Genomic DNA, 17,173 nt, shown 5'->3' on the forward strand with positions numbered 1-17,173 from the left:
TCGGTGGTCACGTGCTCAGCTCCGCGACGTCCTCCGACGGGCTTCTCTGTGCGGCGGGGCGACGGCCCCGGTTGAGCCGGAGGTACAGCAGGGCGGCTCCGGTCACCACCACGGGCCACAGCAGGTAGGTGCCGGACATCAGCAGCAGCGCGACCACCGCGACGAGGGCCGCCATCGCCATGGCACGGCCCTTGCCGCGTCTGGGCAGAAGCTTGACGGCGGCGGCGACCCCGATCGCATACACCGCCACGAACGAGCCCGTGGTGAGCAGCACCAGCGGCCGGGACCCCATCCCGGTCGCGACCACGAACGCCAGCGCGGCGAACGACAGGGCCGAGTTGACGGCCAGACTGCGCCGCGGCACCTCGCCCGCCACGCTTCCCTGGGCCAGCACGCCCGGCAGCGCTCCGTCGCGGCCGAGGGCGGCGCCGAGCTTGGCCGCGCCGGCGTAGTAGGCGTTCATGGCACCCAACGTCAGCAGCACCGCGGCCCCGGCGGCGAGCCAGCGGGCGTTGCCGCCCAGCCCCTGGGCCATCAGCTCTCCGAGCGGCGCGTCGGTCCTGGCCGCGCCGGGGCCGAGGACGGTGATGATGGCGAAGGCGACCAGCAGATACAGCACACCGACGATTATCACCGCCGCCGCGGTCGCCCTCGGCAGGTCGCGCTGCGGACGGCGGAACTCGGTGGCCAAAGAGGTGATCGCCTCCCAGCCCGCGAAACTCCACACCAGCAGCGCCGCCGCCGACCCGATCGCGGTCCAGCCGTGCGGGGCGAACGGCTCCAGGTTGCTCGCGTGGGCGTGCGGCAGCGACAGCCCGACCGACACCAGCAGCAGCGTGACGAGCAGTCCCGCCAGCGCGAACTGCAGCCGGCTGCTCACCCGGAGGCCGACGGCGTTGGCCACGGTGACCACGACCATCAGTCCTACGGCCGTCACGGTGGTGGTCGTCGTCCCGCCGCCCAGCGCGGCCGAGACATAGGCGCCGCCGAACAACGCCGCAGCGGCGGCCCCTGGGGGCACTGCGAAGTAGAAGCACCAGCCGACCACCGCTGCCGCGCGTTCCCCGAAGGCCAACCGGGCATAGGTGGACACTCCGCCGGCATCGGGATAGCGGGCGCCGAGAGCGGCGAAGGTGCCGGCGAGTGGTGCCGAGAGCACGACGAGCGCCAGCCACGCCAGCAACGAGGCCGGCCCGGCGGCCTCGGCGGCCAGTGCCGGCAACGCGATCACGCCGGTGCCCAGCACCGCGCCCACGTACATCGCGGTGCCCTGGCCGAAGGTCAGGGAGCCTGTCCTGGTCACGTCACTCATGGAGATCAGCGTCACGGGCACAGCCAGAAGCGGCCAGCGGCAGAAACGCCATGCTGCGCATAATTACCGCCATGAGCCGACACGTCATTGGCCTCGCGGTCACCGATGGCACCCCGGTGTTCGAGTTGGCCGTGCCTTGCGAGGTCTTCGGCACCGACCGTAGCGACCTTGTAGCCCCGTGGTACGACCTGCGGCTGTGCGCGGCCGAGCCCGGTCCTCTGCGCACCACCGCGGGCCTAGAGATCGACACCCCGTACGGCCTCGACGACCTGCTGGACGCCGACACGATCGTGGTGGGAGCCGTCGTGCGCCCCGTCCAGCTCGATCCTCCGCAGGAACTGGTCGAGGCGGTGCGCACCGCCCACCGGCAGGGCAGACGCATCATGTCGATCTGCTCGGGCGCCTACGTGCTGGCCGCCGCCGGGGTGCTGAACGGCCGGCGCGCCACCACGCACTGGTTGAACGGCAGCGACTTCGCCCACCGCTTCCCCGAGATCGACTTCGATCCCGTGCCGCTCTACATCGATCACGGCGACGTCATCACCTCGGCCGGCACCGGATCGGCCATCGACGCCTGCCTGCATCTGGTCCGCCAGGACCACGGCGCCGCGATCGCCAACGAGGTGGCCCGCCGCATGGTGGTACCACCGCATCGGGATGGCGGTCAGGCGCAGTACACCCAACCGGTCACACACCTCGGCAGAAACGACTCCCTGACTCCGGTGCTCGACTGGGCCCGTGATCGTCTGCACGAGCCGCTGACCGTTCCCCGGCTCGCCCAAGTGGCGCACCTGAGCGAACGCACCTTCGCTCGCCGCTTCCGCGAGGCTCTGGGCACCACCCCGCTGCAGTGGCTGCTCCAGCAGCGAGTGCGGCTGGCACAGGAACTCCTGGAGACCACGGACATATCCATCGAGGACATCGCCCGCCAGGCCGGCTTCGGCACCGCCGCCACCCTCCGCCACCACTTCGGCCGGGTGATCAGCGTCTCCCCTCAGACCTACCGCCACGTCTTCCGCCATCGGGCCAAGACCCACCGACGCAGATCGGCGGGCGGCTCGTCACCTCGCGGCGGCTAGACCATCCACAGCGGCGGCCCCCGGCCAGGCAATCTCGAAGTGGAGAAATACGGGATTACAGGTCGCACTACCCGCTCCGGTTCACTGCGCTGTATACAAATGGCCGGGGTCAGAGCCAGCCGGCGTTGCGGGAGATCCGGATGGCGTCGATGCGGTTGCGGGCGTTGACCTTCGCGATGGCGTTGGAGAGGTAGTTGCGGACCGTCGCGCGCGACAGCGAGAGGGTGACGGCGATCTCCTCGGTGGAGATGCCGCTCTCGGCGGCGCGGAGGACGTCGGCCTCGCGCGGGGTCAGCGGGCTGTTGCCGGTCTCCAGGGCCGCGGCGACCAGGTCGGGGTCGATCACGCGCTCGCCCGCGGCCACCCGGCGGATGCCGTCGGCGAGCGTCTCGGCGGGCGCGTCCTTGATGATGAACCCCCGGACGTGGAGCTTGAGCGCGCGCAGCAGGTTGCCCGGCCGGCTGAGCCCGGTGAGGACGAGCGCCCGGCACTCGGGTAGCCGCTCGTACAGTTCGCCGGCGGCGGTGAGACCGTCCATGCCCGGCAGGTCGATGTCGACGACGGCCACGTCGGGCCGGGTCTCCAGCGCGGCGCCGACGATGCGGTCGCCGCGGTCCAGCTCCGCGACGACCTCCATGTCGTCCTCCAGCGAGATCAGGGCGACCAGGGCCCCGCGGATCATGTGCACGTCCTCGGCGATCAGCACGCGGATCATCAGGCGGACTCCTCCGGGACTTCGACGAGCATCCGGAACCGGCCCTTCGCGCCGTCGGCGGACACCGAGCCGGACAGCGCGCGGGCGCGCTCGGCCAGGCCGGCCAGGCCGCTGCCCTCGCCCTTCGGCTCGCGCACGCCGTCGTTGACGATCTCCAGCCGCACGGTACCGCCCCGGCGCCGCGCGGTGATGGAGCAGGTGCGGGCGTCGCTGTGGCGCAGGACGTTGGTCACCCCTTCGCGCACCGCCCAGGCGAGAACGTCCTGCACCGCCGGGGCGAGGCCGGGTAGGCGCACGTCGATCCGGGCCTCGATGCCCGCGGCGCCGAGCAGCGCGGACACCCCCTTGGTCTCCTCCTCCAGCGACACCGAGTGCTCGTCCCTGGTCACCGCGCGCATCCCGGCCAGCGCGTCGCGGGCCACGAGGGTCAGGTTCTCGATCTGGGCCTGGGCCGCGGGCGTGTCCCTGGACAGCAGCCGGAGGGCCAGGTCCCCCTTGAGCGACACCGCCGACAGGCTCTGGCCCAGCAGGTCGTGCAGGTCGCGGGAGACCCTCAGCCGCTCCCGCCCGATGGCGACCTCGGCCAGTTCGGTACGGGTGGCCTGGAGCTCGTCGACGACGCGCACCAGCCACACCGATCCGTACGTGGCCACCACCCCGATCGTGAACCCGGCCGACAGCCAGAAGACGGCCCAGGCCGCCACCGCGGTGATGCCGAGGTCGGAGTACTCGCCGGAAACCGAGCCGAACAGCGCGGCCAGGGTCCCCAGCACCGGAAGGACGGCGGCCGCGACCGCGAGGGCGCCGCGCAGCAGCATGATGGCCGAGACGACGACGAACAGCTGCATGTCGATCCAGTTCCCGGCGAACCACGGCATCGGCAGGTAGACCAGGGCGATCAACGCCAGGAAGGTCCACTGCCAGCCGGGCGGCCGTTCGCCCCGTACCGCCGCGAAGCTGTGCCGGAACTGGAGGGCGCCGATGGCGAGCCCCGCGACCAGCGGGACGGCGGGGTAGCGGGCCGGGGCACCGTCCAGCCCGGTGATCGCGTAGATCGGGGACGTCAGGACGAACGGCAGGTGAGCGGCGACGAGGAACCAGCGGGCCCGGCGCGGCGACCAGGCGGGGCCTTCCCACCAGTCGCCCTGCGTGGCCTTCACGGGGCACCCGTGGCCGCGCCGCCGGGGTCGGCGCCGGCCTCCAGCCGCAGGCGGCCATGGTGGCGGGCGACCACGATGACGCAGCGCCGGACCGTGTCGTCCTGCAGGAGGCGCGCGACGTCGGCCCGCAGGCTGGAGCGGAGGTCCTCGTCGACGGCGTCCGGGAGGTCACCGTCGGGGAGGACGAGGCGGCTCTCGATCCCGGCCGCGGCCAGGAGCGTCGCCGCGGTGTCGAGTTCGGCGGGCAGCGAGGTGTGCTGGTAGCCCCTGATCAACCGGCGGGCCCCGGCCAGCGCCTGCCGCGAGGACTGGGAGAGCGCCCGCAGTTCGGCCTCCGCCGCGGGCACGTCGCGCGGGGCCAGCGCGCCCGCCCGCTCTCCCTGTGCGGCGATCGACTCCAGGGCCGTGCCCACCGTGTGCCGCAGGTCCTCGTCGATCCGCAGCCGTTCGCGTGCGACCGCCCGGTCCGCCAGCGCCCGCTGTGCCGCGCGCAGCCGCCGCACCGCGCCGACGAGCCAGATCAGCAGGAACACCGGCAGTCCCTTGAGCGCCCCGGCGATCGTGAAGAACGGCGCCATCTCGGGGTGGTCCAGCGCGATCGCCAGCGGTGTCTGCGCGGCCACGATCGCTCCGAAGAGGGCGAACGACCACGGGGGGCGCAGGACGATGAGCACCGAGACGGCGAGTGCGTGGAACTGCCCCAGCCAGTAGGCCCCCAGATAGGGGACGGCACCGATGATCAGCACGGCCATCGCGGCCACCGTCCAGCCGGCCTTCCGAGGGCGGGTGCCCTGGGCGGCGTGGTGGACGTGCCTGATGTGCAGGGGCAAGTACGTCACCGTGGCGAGCACCCCGACCAGGGTGTGGGTCGTGTTGGTGGACATCAGGGCATAACGCCACAGCTCCACCGTGGGAATGAGCACGCTGTAGGCGACCGTGCCCATAGTGAGCAGCGGTATGAATCCCGTCGTGAGCGGGACGAACCGGTTGGCTCTCCGTCGTGGCTTCAGGCGGCCCTCCACCCGTGAACCCCAGGTACGCGAGGATATATGCCCTATTCGCGGCGCTGCCAGCGCGGCGACGACCTCGGGCACCTGGCCTCCTCTGCGTGTCCGCCGCTGACCGCCGGCGATGGGCGCCGGCACGGCCGCCGGGTACGGGCGTCGTCATCGGCCGCCGGTCCCGGCCGAGGATCGGGGACCAGTCTCGTCCCGGCGCCGTCCGCCCCGGTAGATACCGATGTCCACACGTCACCGATGACGTTCGTCACCGCCGGCCGGCGACATCGGCATCTGCCGCGCTCCCCCCTCGGCTCGCGAGACTCGACTCACCGGACGAGCCCGCGTGACGAGCCGTCGTGACAGCCGGCGCGAGAAACCAGACCGGGCGCCGGGCGATCCATGGGGAGCGGAAAGATGAAACGGTTCGCAGGCTCGGACCCTGGTACGGACGAGGTCGTCCGCCTGCGGGCGGTGCGCAAGTCGTTCGGCACCAGGCGGAACGGCGTCGTCGCGCTCGACGAGATCACCCTCGGCTTCGGGCCGGGAAGCTTCACCGCGATCATGGGCCCGTCGGGCTCGGGCAAGAGCACGTTCCTGCACTGCGCGGCGGGGCTGGAACGGCCGACGTCGGGCTCGGTCGTGCTCGACGGCCACGAGCTGGCGGGTATGAGCGAACGGGCCCTCACCCGGCTGCGGCGCGAGCGCGTCGGCTTCGTCTTCCAGGCGTTCAACCTGCTGCCGGCCTTGAACGTGGCCGAGAACGTCGCACTCCCGATCCGGCTCGCGGGCGGCAGGCCCCGCCGGAGCGCCGTGCAGGAGGCGATCGAGCGGGTCGGGCTCGCCTCGCTGGCACGCCGCAGGCCCGGCGAGCTGTCCGGCGGCCAGCAACAGCGCGTGGCGATCGCCCGCGCTATGATCACCCGTCCAGCCGTGATCTTCGGGGACGAGCCGACGGGTGCCCTCGACACCCGCACCGCTCTGGAGATCCTCACCTTGCTCCGCGAGGCGGTGCGCACCTCCGGGCGAACCGTCGTGATCGTCACCCATGACCCGGTGGCCGCCGCCCACGCCGACCGGGTGGTCTTCCTGGCCGACGGGCGGATCGCGGGCGAGCTGCACGCGCCCTCCGCGGACGCGATCGCCGAGCGGATGACCCGGCTGGGCGCCTGGGGTGCCGAGCCCGTCCGCCGCGGCGAAGGGGTGTCCTGATGTTCCGGCTGGCTCTGCGCACGCTGCGCTTCCGGAAGGGCGGGTTCGCCGCCTCGTTCGCCGCCCTGTTCCTCGGGGTCGTCATCGTGACGGCCTGCGGGGGGCTGATGGAGACCGGCATCCGTACCGACGTGCCGCCACGGCGGCTGGCCGCCGCCCCCGTCGTGGTGACCGGTGACCAGTTGTACCGGGTGCCGAAGGACGGCGACGCCGAGCGGGTGCCGCTCCCGGAGCGAGTCCGCCTCGCGCCCGGGCTGGTGACGGCGGTACGGGCCGTGCCCGGAGTCGCGAGGGCGGTGCCGGACGTGTCCTTCCCCGTCGCCGTGCTCGGGCCGCGCGACCGCAGGCCGCTCGACGCGAGCGGGCCGCCCGCCGGCCATGGCTGGTCGTCGGCCGCGCTCGCGCCCTACAGGCTGAGCGCCGGGCGGGCTCCTCGTGTTCCGGGCGAAGCCGTACTCGACGCGCCACTGGCCGCCGCCGCTGGGGTACGGCCCGGCGGCGGTGTCGAGCTGGTGGTACGCGGAGCGGCCGAACGCTTCCTGGTCGTCGGGGTGGCCGCCGGGCGCGCCGGGCTGCCGGCCGGGGTGTTCTTCTCCGACCCGGACGTACGGCGGTTCGCGCCGGAGCGGATCGACGCCATCGCCGTCTTCCCGGCGAAGGGCACCGGCTCCGGCGAGCTCCGCGGGCGGATCTCGGCCGCACTCGTGGGACACGACGTCACCGTCTCCGCCGGGAGCCGGCGAGGCCGGGCCGAGTTCATCGCCGCCCGGCCCGCGGGAGAGGTCCTCATCGTCATGTCGGCGGTGTTCGGCGGACTCGCGATCATGGTCGTGGTGTTCGTCGTCGCGAGCACGCTGGGGCTCTCGGTCCAGCAGCGCCAGCGCGAGATGGCGCTGCTGCGGATCATCGGCACCACGCCGGGGCAGCTCCGCCGGATGGTCCTCGGTGAGGCGGTCGTGGTGTCCGTGCTCGCCGTCGCGTCGGCGCAGGCGTTCGGCGCGCGCGCCGGGAGGGCGCTGTTCGACCGGCTCACGGAGCACGGCGTGGCCCCGGCCGAGCTCGCCTTCCGGCAGGGCTGGATACCGGCGGGCACCGGAGCCGGGGTCGGGCTGCTCACCGCCGTGGTCGCGGCCCTCATCGCCTCCCGCGCCGCGGCGACGGCCCGGCCGGCCGAGACCCTCACCGAGGCGTCCTTGCAGGACCGGCCGCTCGGATGGCCCCGGCTCCTCTGCGGGCTGATCTGCCTGGCCGGCGCCGGCGCGCTGGCACTGGTCACGGCGCTGGCGATGTCGGGACCGGTCGCGGCGAGCACCGCCGGGCCGTCGGCGATGCTCTGGGCGGCCGGGCTCGCGCTGCTCGCGCCGCGGATCGCGCCGGTCATCACCGCGATCCTGCGTCCGGTGCTGCGCGCGGTGTCGGGGAACGCCGGTCACCTCGCGCTGCTCAACGTCCGGGCGAGAAGGATCCGGACGGCGGCCGCGATCACCCCGGTGATGCTCGCGACGGGGCTGGCCACCGGCCTGATCTACCTGCAGACCTCGCAGTCGGCCGACGCGCGGCAGGCCTTCGCTCACGGCCTGCGGGCGGACGCCGTGGTCACCTCGTCCACCGGCGGGCTCTCGCCCGGCCTCGTCGACGCCGTACGCCGGACGCCCGGGGTCGCGGCGGCATCGGACCTGGTGACCAGCACCGGGTACGTCGAGGCGCCGCGGTTCGGGTCCCAGAGCGAGGAGGGCCTGCCGCTGCGCGGGGTCACCCCGGAGGGGGCGGAGGCCACCACGGCGGTCACGGTGACCGCCGGCACGCTCACCGCGCTACGGGGCGACACGGTCGCCCTGGCGCGCGGTCACGCCCGGCGGATCGGCGGCGGCCTGGGCCTGGGCGACACGGTGACGCTCCGGCTGGGCGACGGCTCGAAGGCCGATCTCAGGGTGGTCGCGCTGTTCACCGTGCGTTCCGGGCCCGAGACGGTGCTGCTGCCCGCGTCCCTGCTGGCCCCGCACACCACGGCCGGCGTGCCCGAGCGGATCCTCGTGCGTGCCGCGCCCGGCGTGGACCACGAACGGCTGACCGCCGCGCTCGCCGGCCTCACCACCGGCCGGCCCGGCGTGCGGGTCACCGACCGGGAGGGCGCCATCGCGGCCGACGCCGAGCAGGAGCAGACCGGGGCCTGGGTGAACTACATGTTCGTCGGAGTGATCACCGGCTACACGGTGATCTCGCTGGTCAACACCCTGATCATGGCGGCGTCGGAACGGCGTCGCGAGTTCGCGCTGCAGCGGCTCATCGGGGCCGATCGTGGCCGGCTGCTGCGGATGATGGGCGTCGAGGGGCTGGTCGTCGCCATCGCAGGCGTGCTCCTCGGCGGTGTCGTGTCGGCGCTGACGCTCGTGCCCTTCGGTATCGCCCTGAACGGCTCGCCGATGCCCCGCGGGCCGCTGTGGATATACCTCACCGTGATCGGCTCGGCGGGCGCGCTGACCCTCGTCGTGACGCTGGCTTCCAGTTGGTCGGCCATGCGACCGCGTCCGGTGGAGGCGGCCGCGAGCCCCGCGTGAACCCGCCCCTTCGTCGCATGGAGGTACGTCCGGAAAAAGGGGAAGGCCGAAGCCGGCAGTCGCGGCGGGCGGGACAGTGATGTAGACGACCGGGGATGCGGTCGCTCACGCCGGGGTAACGGGCGCGCGATGATCGAGCGGCTGCTGGACCGGCCGCAGGAGAGCCGGGCGCCGGTGCTCGCCGAGCTGCGCCAGATGCCCGATCCCCGGTCGGCGGCGGCGGTGCTGCTCCGGCTGCGGCTGGTCGCCGAGAGCCTGTGGCGCACCGACTTCCGCGCCGCTCAGGCGGTGCTCGACATGATGCCCGACGACGCCGAGGGCTGGGAGCCGTCGCTGCCGCTGGCGGTCGCTGCGATGCGGGTCATGCCCGCCTGGGCCATGGGTCGCATCCCAGACGCCGTCTGTTTATTTGGAGGCGGCCGACCGGCTGTTCGACACCGCTCCTGACGAGCACGTTGCCGAGGGGATGGATGCCCTCAGCTGGTTGTGTTATGCCGAGACCTCCATGGGCCGCTACGGCAGCGCGCTCCGGACAGTGGAGACCCATCTCTCTCATGTGTTCGCCAAACTCGGGGTCGGCTCCCGGGTCGGCCTAACTAAGGCCCTTAGCCAGATCGACGAGTGACAGACATGCGATCCTGCTGGAATGCGGTCTCAACGACGCGATTCAAACCATGATCGTCCCCGGATCCGCCCCGCGAGCAACCAACGAGCATCCACGGGTTCCAAACCACCACAGAAACGACACTGGGCATTCATGATCACTCCATGAATGCCCAGATCAGACGGGGTGCGCCGTCAGGGACTTGAACCCCGAACCCGCAGATTAAGAGTCTGCTGCTCTGCCAATTGAGCTAACGGCGCTTGTCTCCAGGGCCCTCCGGGCCCTCGCGACGTCCTGAACTTTAGCAGCCCCCGTGAGCCTGCGCGAATCGTTTGATCTCGCCCCTGTCAGGCCGCTGACCTGGGCCACGGAGCAGGATGATCACCGCGAACCACCGTTGCCGGAGACCCGCGCATACCGCTGACCTGCCCGTGGCCCGGTCGCATGTCACCGGGAGGGACTCCCGGTCTACCAGCGGTCGTGGACCTGCGGGCGGATCCGGTCGTCGTAGAGGTCCCTGATGGCGGTGAGGGTGGTCTCCGGGAGTGCGGGAAGGCCGGCGGCCTGGGCGTTCGCGGTGGCCTGCTCGACGTTGCGCGCGCCGGGGATCACGGTGGTCACCCCGGGCTGCTGGATGATCCACCGTAGCGCCGTCTGCGCGGGGGTCGCCTCGGAGGGAGCCAAGGCGGAGAACAGCGCGGCGGCCTCCACGCCGGTGTCGTAGTCGACGCCGGAGAAGGTCTCGCCGACGTCGAACGCCTCCCCGTGCCGGTTGTAGGCGCGGTGGTCGTCGGGACCGAACACGGTGTCGTGGCGGTAGCGGCCCGACAGCAGGCCGGAGGCCAGCGGCACCCGGGCGATGATGCCCACGCCGGCGGCGGCCGCCGCGGGCAGGACGCGCTCCAGCGGCTTCTGCCGGAACGCGTTGAGGATGATCTGCACGGTGGCGGTCCCCGGCCGGGCGATCGCGGTCAGTGCCTCGTCGCACGTCTCCACGCTCACGCCGTACGCCGCGATGCGCTGCTCGGAGACCAGCGTGTCCAGGGCGTCGAACACCGCCTCGGAGGAGTAGACCGGGGTGGGCGGGCAGTGCAATTGCACCAGGTCCAGCCGGTCGACGCCCAGATTGCTCCGCGACCGGTCGACCCAGGAGCGGAAATTGGACAGCGTGTACTGCCCGGGGTCCAGAGGCGCCCGGCGACCCATCTTGGTGGCGACCAGGAGCCCCGGGTGGTCGCGGAGGAAGCGCCCGATGATCTGCTCGCTGCGCCCGTCGCCGTACACGTCGGCGGTGTCGAGGAAGGTCACTCCCGCGTCCGCCGCGGCTTCGAGGACGGCCATGGCGTCCTTCTCCTCGACCTCCCCCCAGTCCGCGCCGAGCTGCCAGGTGCCCAGCCCGACGACCGAGAGCGGCCGGCCGAGTCTGCTGGGAAGCCGTTGTTCCATGACGATGACTGTCTCCTCGTGAGAGCCGCGGTCTCGGGTGCCGCGGCGTCGAGCGCCGCGATCCTGAGTGCCGCTGGGTTGGGTGGCGGGGTGCCGGGCGCCGCGATGTGAGGTGCGGGAGGTCGGGCACCGCGCACGCCGGGTCGCGCAGGTACGGACACCGGGTGTCCTGCCAATCTACGGGCTGCGCCACGGCGCCGCGCAACGAGGTGCGGCCCCGAGGCGGTGGGACGGGAGGGACCCGCACCCCGGCCGCCGGAGTCAGGTGCGCGTACGCCGGGTGCCGATCACCCGCTGCAGGACGATGAAGACGAAGAGCAGCAGGCCGATCACGATCTTCGTCCACCATGAGCTCAGCGTGCCCTGGAAGCTGATGATGGTCTGGATGACCCCCAGCACCAGGACGCCCAGCAGGGTGCCGAGGACGTAGCCGGAGCCCCCGGTGAGCAGGGTGCCGCCGATGACCACCGCCGCGATCGCGTCGAGTTCCATGCCGACGGCGTGCAGCCCGTACCCGGACAGCATGTAGAACGACAGCAGGACCCCGGCCAGCGACGAGCAGAAGCCGCTGACCACATAAGCGGTGATCTTGATGCGGGCGGTGGGCAGCCCCATGAGCAGTGCCGACTGCGCGCTGCCGCCGACCGCGTAGAGGCCGCGGCCGATCCGGGTGTAGTGCAGCACGTAGAAGGCGACGCCCAGCACGGCGAGGGCGATCACCACGCTGGGGGAGACGAAGAGATCTCCGGGCAGCGGGATCTGGGTCTGCGCGAAACCGGTGAACACCGGGTCCGTGATGGAGATCGACTTGACGCTGATCGTGTAGCAGAGGCCCCGGGCCAGGAACATGCCGGCCAGCGTCACGATGAACGGCTGGATCTCGAAGTAGTGGATGACGCTGCCCATGGCCAGCCCGGCGAGCGCGCCGATGGCCAGCACCAGCGGGATGACGATCAGCGTCGGCCACCCCGCCTTCTGCACGAGGGCGGCGGAGATCATCGTGGACAGGGCGGCCATCGCCCCGACGGACAGGTCGATGCCGCCGGTGAGGATGACGAATGTCGCCCCCACGGCCGCCACCAGCAGGAAGGCGTTGTCGACGAACAGGTCGAGGAAGACCTGACCGGACAGGAAGTTGTCGTACCTGACCGATCCGGTGCCGAACAGCACCAGGAACAGTCCCAGCGTCACCAGCACCGGTACGTGGCGTCGCAGGCCGGAGACCGGGCCCGCGAGGGACACCCGGGTGGGGGAGAGGATGGTCACGCCGATACCTCCACATTGGCGGGCGCGGAAACGGGCGGCCGGCCGGACCGGCTCCGGCGGCCGAAGACCTTGGCGCGGAACGTCGGCGACTGGATCAGGCAGACGATGGTGACGATGACCGCCTTGAAGACGAGCGTCGTCTGCGGGGGCACGCCGGTCGTGTAGATCGTGGTGCTCAGGGTCTGGATGATCAGTGCACCGATGACGGTGCCGCTGAGCGAGAACCGCCCGCCGGTGAGCGGGGTGCCGCCGATCACGACGGCGAGGATGGCGTCCAGTTCGATCCAGAGGCCCGCGTTGTTCCCGTCGGCGCTGGACACGTTGGAGCTGATCATGAGCCCCGCGATGCCGGCGCAGAGGGCGCTGAAGACGTACACCATGGCCACGATCCGGCGGGACCGGATCCCGACCAGTCGGCTGGCCTCGGCGTTGCCGCCGACGGCCTCCAGCAGCAGCCCGAGGGCGGTCCTGCGGGTCAGCAGCCCGGTCAGCGCGACCACCACCGCCACCACCAGTACCGAGAACGGGACGGTGAGCCAGTAGCCGCCGCCGATCAGCTTGTACGACGAGCTGTTGATCGTGATGATCTGCCCCCCGGTGATCAGCTGCGCGACTCCGCGCCCGGCCACCATGAGGATCAGGGTGGCGATGATGGGCTGGATGCCGATCCGGGCGACGAGCACGCCGTTGGCGAGGCCGAGCGCCAGGGCCACGAGCAGGGCGACCACGACCGCGGTCGCCACCCCGTGCTCCTTGCTGATGAGGTAGCAGGCCAGCGCCCCCGAGATGGCCACCACCGAGCCGACGGACAGGTCGATGCCCGCGGCGGCGATCACCAGGGTCATGCCGAGGGAGACCAGGATCAGCGGTGCTCCGAAGTGCAAGATGTCGATCAGGCTGCCGTACAGATGCCCGTTCCGGACCCGGATGGAGAAGAAGTCGTGGGTGAAGGCCAGGTTGCTCAGCAACATGATCACCAGGACGGCCAGCGGCCAGAAGAGCCGGTGCCTGGTCGTTCTCCTCAGCAACGTGATCACTTGGGCCGATGTCATTCGCCCGCTCCGCTCGCGATGGTCTCCAGGATGCGCCCGACGGTGAGCTCGTCGGTGTTGGCCAGCTCGGCGACCAGCCGGCGATCGCGCAGCACCTCGACCTTGTGGCTGAGACGCAGCACCTCCTCCAGCTCCGCGGAGATGAACAGCACCGCCATCCCGTCCTCCGAGAGCTTGACCACCAGCCGCTGGATCTCCGCCTTGGCCCCGACGTCGATGCCGCGGGTGGGCTCGTCGAGGATGAGCAGCCTCGGTTCGGTGATCAGCCACCGGGCCAGCAGCACCTTCTGCTGGTTGCCGCCGCTGAGGTCGCGTACGAGCGCGTTCGGGTTCGCCGGGCTGATCCGCAGCATGGTGATGTAGTCGGCCACCAGCTGGTCCCGTCGCCGGGTGGGCAGCGGCCGGGTCCAGCCCCGGGCGGCCTGCACGGCCAGGATGATGTTCTCCCGTACGGACAGGTCGGCGACGAGCCCGTCGGTCTTGCGGTCCTCGGGACAGTAGGCGATGCCGCGGGCGATGGCCGCCCGGGTCGAGCGGAGCGCGACCGGCTCCCCGGCCGCGGCGAACTCCCCGCTGTCGGCGGGCTCCGCGCCGAAGACCAGCCGGGCCACCTCCGAGCGGCCCGAACCCAGCAGCCCGGCCAGGCCGACCACCTCCCCGGGGTGCACGGCCAGGTCGAACGGTGCGATGGCGCCCTTGCGGCCGGTCCCGGTCAGCCGGAGCAGCGGCTCCGAACGTTCCAGGGTGGCGAGATCCCGCTTGGGCTGCTCCTCGAGTTCCTCCAGGACCCGCAGCTCCTTTCCGGTCATCAGGCCGATGAGGTCGATCCGGCTGAGCTCGTCGGTCCGGTGCTCCCCGACCAGGGCACCGTTGCGCAGGATGGTCATCCGGTCGCAGATCTCGTAGACCTGCTCGAGAAAGTGGGAGACGAACAGGATCGCCACGCCGTCGTCGCGGAGCCGGCGCATCACCGTGAAGAGCTGCTCGACCTCGCCCCGGTCCAGGCTCGAGGTCGGCTCGTCGAGGATCAGCACGGTGGGGGAGATGTCCACGGCGCGGACGATGGCGACCAACTGCTGGATCGCCAGTGAGTAGGTGCCGAGCGGCGCCGTGACGTCCAGGTCGAGGTCGAGCCGGTCGAGCAGCTCGGCCGCCTTACGGCGCATCTCCCGCCAGCGGATCACCCCCCGCCGGTACGGCTCGCGCCCGATCAGGATGTTCTCCGCGACGGTGAGGTTGGGGCAGAGGTTGACCTCCTGGTAGACGGTGCTGATCCCGGCCTGCTGAGCCTGCAGGGGGCTGGTGATCCGTACCGGTTCACCGCGCAGGGTGACCTCGCCCGCGTCGGCGCGGTACACCCCCGTCAGTACTTTGATCAGCGTGGACTTGCCGGCGCCGTTCTCGCCCATCAGGGCGTGCACCTCACCGGGGAAGAGCCGGAAGTCCACGTCCGTGAGGGCCTTGACTCCTGGGAACTCCTTGCGGATGCCTGTCATCTCCAGGACCGCTCGCGGCTCGGACATACGCGCACTCCTCTCGTGCGAAAGGCGCCGGGACCGGTCCTGGGGCGGACCGGTCCCGGCGGGATCGCTCAGTACTTGCGGCTGGGCAGTGCCGCGGCGGCCTGCTCGGGGGTGAAGGTCGTCTCCTTGGTGACGATCCGCGCGTCGACCGGCTGGCCGTCCTTGACCTTCTTGACGATGTCCATCAGCTGCTCACCGAGCAGGGGACTGCACTCCACGATGAAGTTGATCTTCCCCTGGGACTCCGCGGTCAGGCCGTCCTTGACGGCGTCGATCGTCACGATCTTGATGTCCTTGCCGGGCTTGAGGCCGGCCTCCTCGATGGCCTGGATGGCGCCGAGGCCCATGTCGTCGTTGTGCGCGAACAGCAGGTCGATCTTCTTGTGGGCCTTGAGGAAGGCCTGCATGACCTCCTTGCCCTTGGCCCGGGTGAAGTCGCCGGGCTGGGAGGCGAGCATCTTGAACTTGGGATCGGCCGAGATCTTCTCCTCGAAGCCCTTCTTGCGGTCGATGGCCGGGGCGGCGCCCGTGTTGCCCTCCAGCTGGACGATGTTCACCGGTCCCGGTGTGCTCTTGAAGTCGTCGACCACCCACTGGCCGGCCTTGCGGCCCTCCTCGACGAAGTCCGATCCGAGGAAGGACTTGTAGAGCGTCTTGTCGGTGGAGTTGACCGAGCGGTCGGTGAGCACGACCGGGATCTTCTTGGCCTTGGCCTCCTTGAGCACGGTGTCCCAGCCGGACTCCACCACCGGCGAGAAGGCGATGACGTCGACCCGCTGCTGGATGAAGGAGCGGATCGCCTTGATCTGGTTCTCCTGCTTCTGCTGGGCGTCGGAGAATTTCAGATCGATCCCGGCGGCCTTGGCCGCCTCCTGGATGGACTTGGTGTTCGCGGTGCGCCAGCCGCTCTCCGCACCCACCTGGGAGAAGCCGAGAGTGAGCTTGCCGCCTCCGCTACCGCTTCCCCCGCAGGCCGTGAGAGCGGAGGCCACGACCGCTGTGGCTAGTGCCGCCGCGATCCTTGTTCTGCCGAGCATGGTGTTCTCCTTTTGCCGGTATCTCGAAAGGGTGAATTCGAGCTAGCGATTGCTTTGGCTGATGCAGACGTCCGTGGGTCGCGGATGGTCGGGGGTGGACGGGGGTCAGGGACGATGGGGGGCGGACGTGCTCTCTCGGACGACGAGTTCGGGTTCGACGATGCGCCGGCGCTCCGGGGTGAGGCCGTCGATCTGGTCGAGCAGTAGCTGGAACGCGTGCCGCCCGACCTCGCCGAAGTTCTGCCGGACGGTGGTGAGCGGCGGGGAGAAGAACGGAGCCTCGGGGACGTCGTCGAAGCCGACCACGCTGACGTCCTCCGGGACGCGCCGGCCATGCTCGCGCAGCGCGCGCAGCACCCCCAGGGCCGTCGCGTCGTTGGCCGCGAACAGCGCGGTGATCTCGAGGTTCGCGGCGAGCCGCTTGCCGAGCTCGTAGCCGGACCGGGCGCTCCAGTCGCCGGTCAGGCACTCGGGGATCTCCCGCCCCTCGGCCCTCAGCACCGACCGCCAGCCGGCCACCCGGCCACCGGCGTCGATCCAGTTGGCCGGTCCGGCCAGGTGCCAGACGGTGCGGTGGCCGAGGCTCAGCAGATGGCGGGTGGCGCGGGCCGCGCCGGCGTGCTGGTCCACCGCCACGATCGGCAGGGGGAGCTCGTCGGCGGCGTCCACCACCACCACGGGCAGATCGGGCGGGAGGTCGTGCAGGCCCTCGGCGGCCGACTCGTGCGGGGCGACGATGATGATGCCGTCGACCGACTGGGACCGCAGCCGGTCCACCCCCTCGCTGATCGACCGGCGGTTCAGCGCGCTGAGGCTGGCGATGCTGATCAGGTAGTCCTCGCCGCGCGCCGCCTGCTCGATGTTGTAGAGGGTGGAGGCCGGGCCGTAGAGCGTGGTGTCGAAGCTGACCACGCCGAGCACTCCGGAGCGGCCGGTGGCCAGCACCCGGGCCGCGGAGTTGGGGCGGTAGCCCAGCTGTCGCACGGCCGCCAGCACCCGGGCCCGGGTCGAGGGCCGCACCTTGTCCGGAGCGTTCAGCACCCGGGACACCGTCATGGCCGAGACCCCGGCGAGTTCCGCGACGTCCTCCATGACCGCCGCCCGGGGCCGTACGGCCGCCGGAGGAGGGCCGTCGGCGGCGATCTCACCCGTCGGCGGCTGGTCGTCGGTGTCCATGTCCCGCGGCCCTCCCTTCGGGTGGGGCTCAGGTT

The 17,173-nt window shown here is 71.5% G+C and carries 14 protein-coding genes and 1 tRNA gene; 4 read left to right on the forward strand and 11 right to left on the reverse strand.

Annotation, left to right across the window (positions count from 1 at the left end; translation table 11 throughout):
* Window positions 1-7 precede the first annotated feature (7 nt).
* Window positions 8-1,312: an APC family permease gene (locus tag ACRYCC_RS06465; RefSeq protein WP_433809644.1), complete on the reverse strand. Its 1,305-nt coding sequence runs from the start codon at window positions 1,310-1,312 to the stop codon at window positions 8-10.
* A gap of 71 nt (window positions 1,313-1,383) precedes the next feature.
* Here ACRYCC_RS06465 and ACRYCC_RS06470 point away from each other — a divergent pair, with 71 nt between their 5' ends.
* A complete protein-coding gene (locus ACRYCC_RS06470; RefSeq protein ID WP_433809645.1) occupies window positions 1,384-2,391 on the forward strand; it encodes a GlxA family transcriptional regulator in 1,008 nt (335 codons plus the stop codon).
* A gap of 109 nt (window positions 2,392-2,500) precedes the next feature.
* Here ACRYCC_RS06470 and ACRYCC_RS06475 read toward each other — a convergent pair whose 3' ends face one another.
* From ACRYCC_RS06475 to ACRYCC_RS06485, 3 genes are read right to left on the reverse strand one after another with little or no spacing between them, the layout of a single operon-like run.
* Window positions 2,501-3,106, reverse strand: coding sequence for a response regulator transcription factor (locus tag ACRYCC_RS06475; protein ID WP_433809646.1), 606 nt, complete (start codon window positions 3,104-3,106; stop codon window positions 2,501-2,503).
* Entirely contained in the window at window positions 3,106-4,266 is a 1,161-nt protein-coding gene (locus ACRYCC_RS06480) for a sensor histidine kinase (RefSeq protein ID WP_433809647.1), read from the reverse strand. The genes ACRYCC_RS06475 and ACRYCC_RS06480 overlap by 1 nt, the downstream gene beginning before the upstream one ends.
* Entirely contained in the window at window positions 4,263-5,210 is a 948-nt protein-coding gene (locus ACRYCC_RS06485; protein WP_433809648.1) for a histidine kinase, read from the reverse strand. Before ACRYCC_RS06485 ends, ACRYCC_RS06480 begins: the two co-directional genes overlap by 4 nt.
* Window positions 5,211-5,681: 471 nt before the next feature.
* Between ACRYCC_RS06485 and ACRYCC_RS06490 the strand changes: the two genes are divergently transcribed.
* From ACRYCC_RS06490 to ACRYCC_RS06500, 3 genes are all read left to right on the forward strand, one after another.
* The gene (locus tag ACRYCC_RS06490; RefSeq protein ID WP_433809649.1) at window positions 5,682-6,476 is read left to right on the forward strand and encodes an ABC transporter ATP-binding protein; all 795 of its coding nucleotides are present in this window, start codon (window positions 5,682-5,684) and stop codon (window positions 6,474-6,476) included.
* On the forward strand, window positions 6,476-9,034 hold the full coding sequence (locus tag ACRYCC_RS06495; protein ID WP_433809650.1) for an ABC transporter permease: 2,559 nt from the start codon (window positions 6,476-6,478) through the stop codon (window positions 9,032-9,034). Before ACRYCC_RS06490 ends, ACRYCC_RS06495 begins: the two co-directional genes overlap by 1 nt.
* Before the next feature lie 129 nt (window positions 9,035-9,163).
* Entirely contained in the window at window positions 9,164-9,481 is a 318-nt protein-coding gene (locus ACRYCC_RS06500) for a hypothetical protein (RefSeq protein ID WP_433809651.1), read from the forward strand.
* A gap of 344 nt (window positions 9,482-9,825) precedes the next feature.
* Here the strand turns inward: ACRYCC_RS06500 and ACRYCC_RS06505 are convergent.
* From ACRYCC_RS06505 to ACRYCC_RS06535, 7 genes are all read right to left on the reverse strand, one after another.
* Window positions 9,826-9,898, reverse strand: a tRNA-Lys gene (locus ACRYCC_RS06505).
* Between the two features lie 208 nt (window positions 9,899-10,106).
* On the reverse strand, window positions 10,107-11,084 hold the full coding sequence (locus ACRYCC_RS06510; protein ID WP_433809652.1) for an aldo/keto reductase: 978 nt from the start codon (window positions 11,082-11,084) through the stop codon (window positions 10,107-10,109).
* Between the two features lie 261 nt (window positions 11,085-11,345).
* Window positions 11,346-12,350: a galactofuranose ABC transporter, permease protein YjfF gene (gene yjfF / locus ACRYCC_RS06515; protein WP_433809653.1), complete on the reverse strand. Its 1,005-nt coding sequence runs from the start codon at window positions 12,348-12,350 to the stop codon at window positions 11,346-11,348.
* Window positions 12,347-13,402, reverse strand: a complete 1,056-nt coding sequence (locus tag ACRYCC_RS06520) for an ABC transporter permease (RefSeq protein WP_433809654.1) — start codon at window positions 13,400-13,402, stop codon at window positions 12,347-12,349. Before ACRYCC_RS06520 ends, yjfF begins: the two co-directional genes overlap by 4 nt.
* Window positions 13,399-14,925 (reverse strand): sugar ABC transporter ATP-binding protein, encoded by a 1,527-nt coding sequence (locus ACRYCC_RS06525; protein WP_433809655.1) that lies wholly within the window; start codon window positions 14,923-14,925, stop codon window positions 13,399-13,401. Before ACRYCC_RS06525 ends, ACRYCC_RS06520 begins: the two co-directional genes overlap by 4 nt.
* Window positions 14,926-14,993: 68 nt before the next feature.
* Window positions 14,994-15,962, reverse strand: coding sequence for an ABC transporter substrate-binding protein (locus ACRYCC_RS06530; RefSeq protein ID WP_433809656.1), 969 nt, complete (start codon window positions 15,960-15,962; stop codon window positions 14,994-14,996).
* A 105-nt stretch (window positions 15,963-16,067) separates the two neighbouring features.
* Window positions 16,068-17,138, reverse strand: a complete 1,071-nt coding sequence (locus tag ACRYCC_RS06535; RefSeq protein ID WP_433809657.1) for a LacI family DNA-binding transcriptional regulator — start codon at window positions 17,136-17,138, stop codon at window positions 16,068-16,070.
* Window positions 17,139-17,173 lie beyond the last annotated feature (35 nt).

Origin of the sequence: Actinomadura scrupuli, from assembly GCF_050971785.1 — a bacterium.
Taxonomy (GTDB): domain Bacteria; phylum Actinomycetota; class Actinomycetes; order Streptosporangiales; family Streptosporangiaceae; genus Actinomadura_E; species Actinomadura_E scrupuli.

Coding starts and splice junctions, on each gene's coding strand:
- ACRYCC_RS06495 (WP_433809650.1), top strand. CDS start 6,476: ATGTTCCGGCTGGCTCTGCGCACGCTGCGCTTCCGGAAGGGCGGGTTC.
- ACRYCC_RS06470 (WP_433809645.1), top strand. CDS start 1,384: ATGAGCCGACACGTCATTGGCCTCGCGGTCACCGATGGCACCCCGGTG.
- ACRYCC_RS06510 (WP_433809652.1), bottom strand. CDS start 11,084: ATGGAACAACGGCTTCCCAGCAGACTCGGCCGGCCGCTCTCGGTCGTC.
- ACRYCC_RS06465 (WP_433809644.1), bottom strand. CDS start 1,312: ATGAGTGACGTGACCAGGACAGGCTCCCTGACCTTCGGCCAGGGCACC.
- ACRYCC_RS06490 (WP_433809649.1), top strand. CDS start 5,682: ATGAAACGGTTCGCAGGCTCGGACCCTGGTACGGACGAGGTCGTCCGC.
- ACRYCC_RS06500 (WP_433809651.1), top strand. CDS start 9,164: ATGATCGAGCGGCTGCTGGACCGGCCGCAGGAGAGCCGGGCGCCGGTG.
- ACRYCC_RS06535 (WP_433809657.1), bottom strand. CDS start 17,138: ATGGACACCGACGACCAGCCGCCGACGGGTGAGATCGCCGCCGACGGC.
- ACRYCC_RS06485 (WP_433809648.1), bottom strand. CDS start 5,210: ATGGGCACGGTCGCCTACAGCGTGCTCATTCCCACGGTGGAGCTGTGG.
- ACRYCC_RS06525 (WP_433809655.1), bottom strand. CDS start 14,925: ATGTCCGAGCCGCGAGCGGTCCTGGAGATGACAGGCATCCGCAAGGAG.
- ACRYCC_RS06475 (WP_433809646.1), bottom strand. CDS start 3,106: ATGATCCGCGTGCTGATCGCCGAGGACGTGCACATGATCCGCGGGGCC.
- ACRYCC_RS06520 (WP_433809654.1), bottom strand. CDS start 13,402: ATGACATCGGCCCAAGTGATCACGTTGCTGAGGAGAACGACCAGGCAC.
- ACRYCC_RS06530 (WP_433809656.1), bottom strand. CDS start 15,962: ATGCTCGGCAGAACAAGGATCGCGGCGGCACTAGCCACAGCGGTCGTG.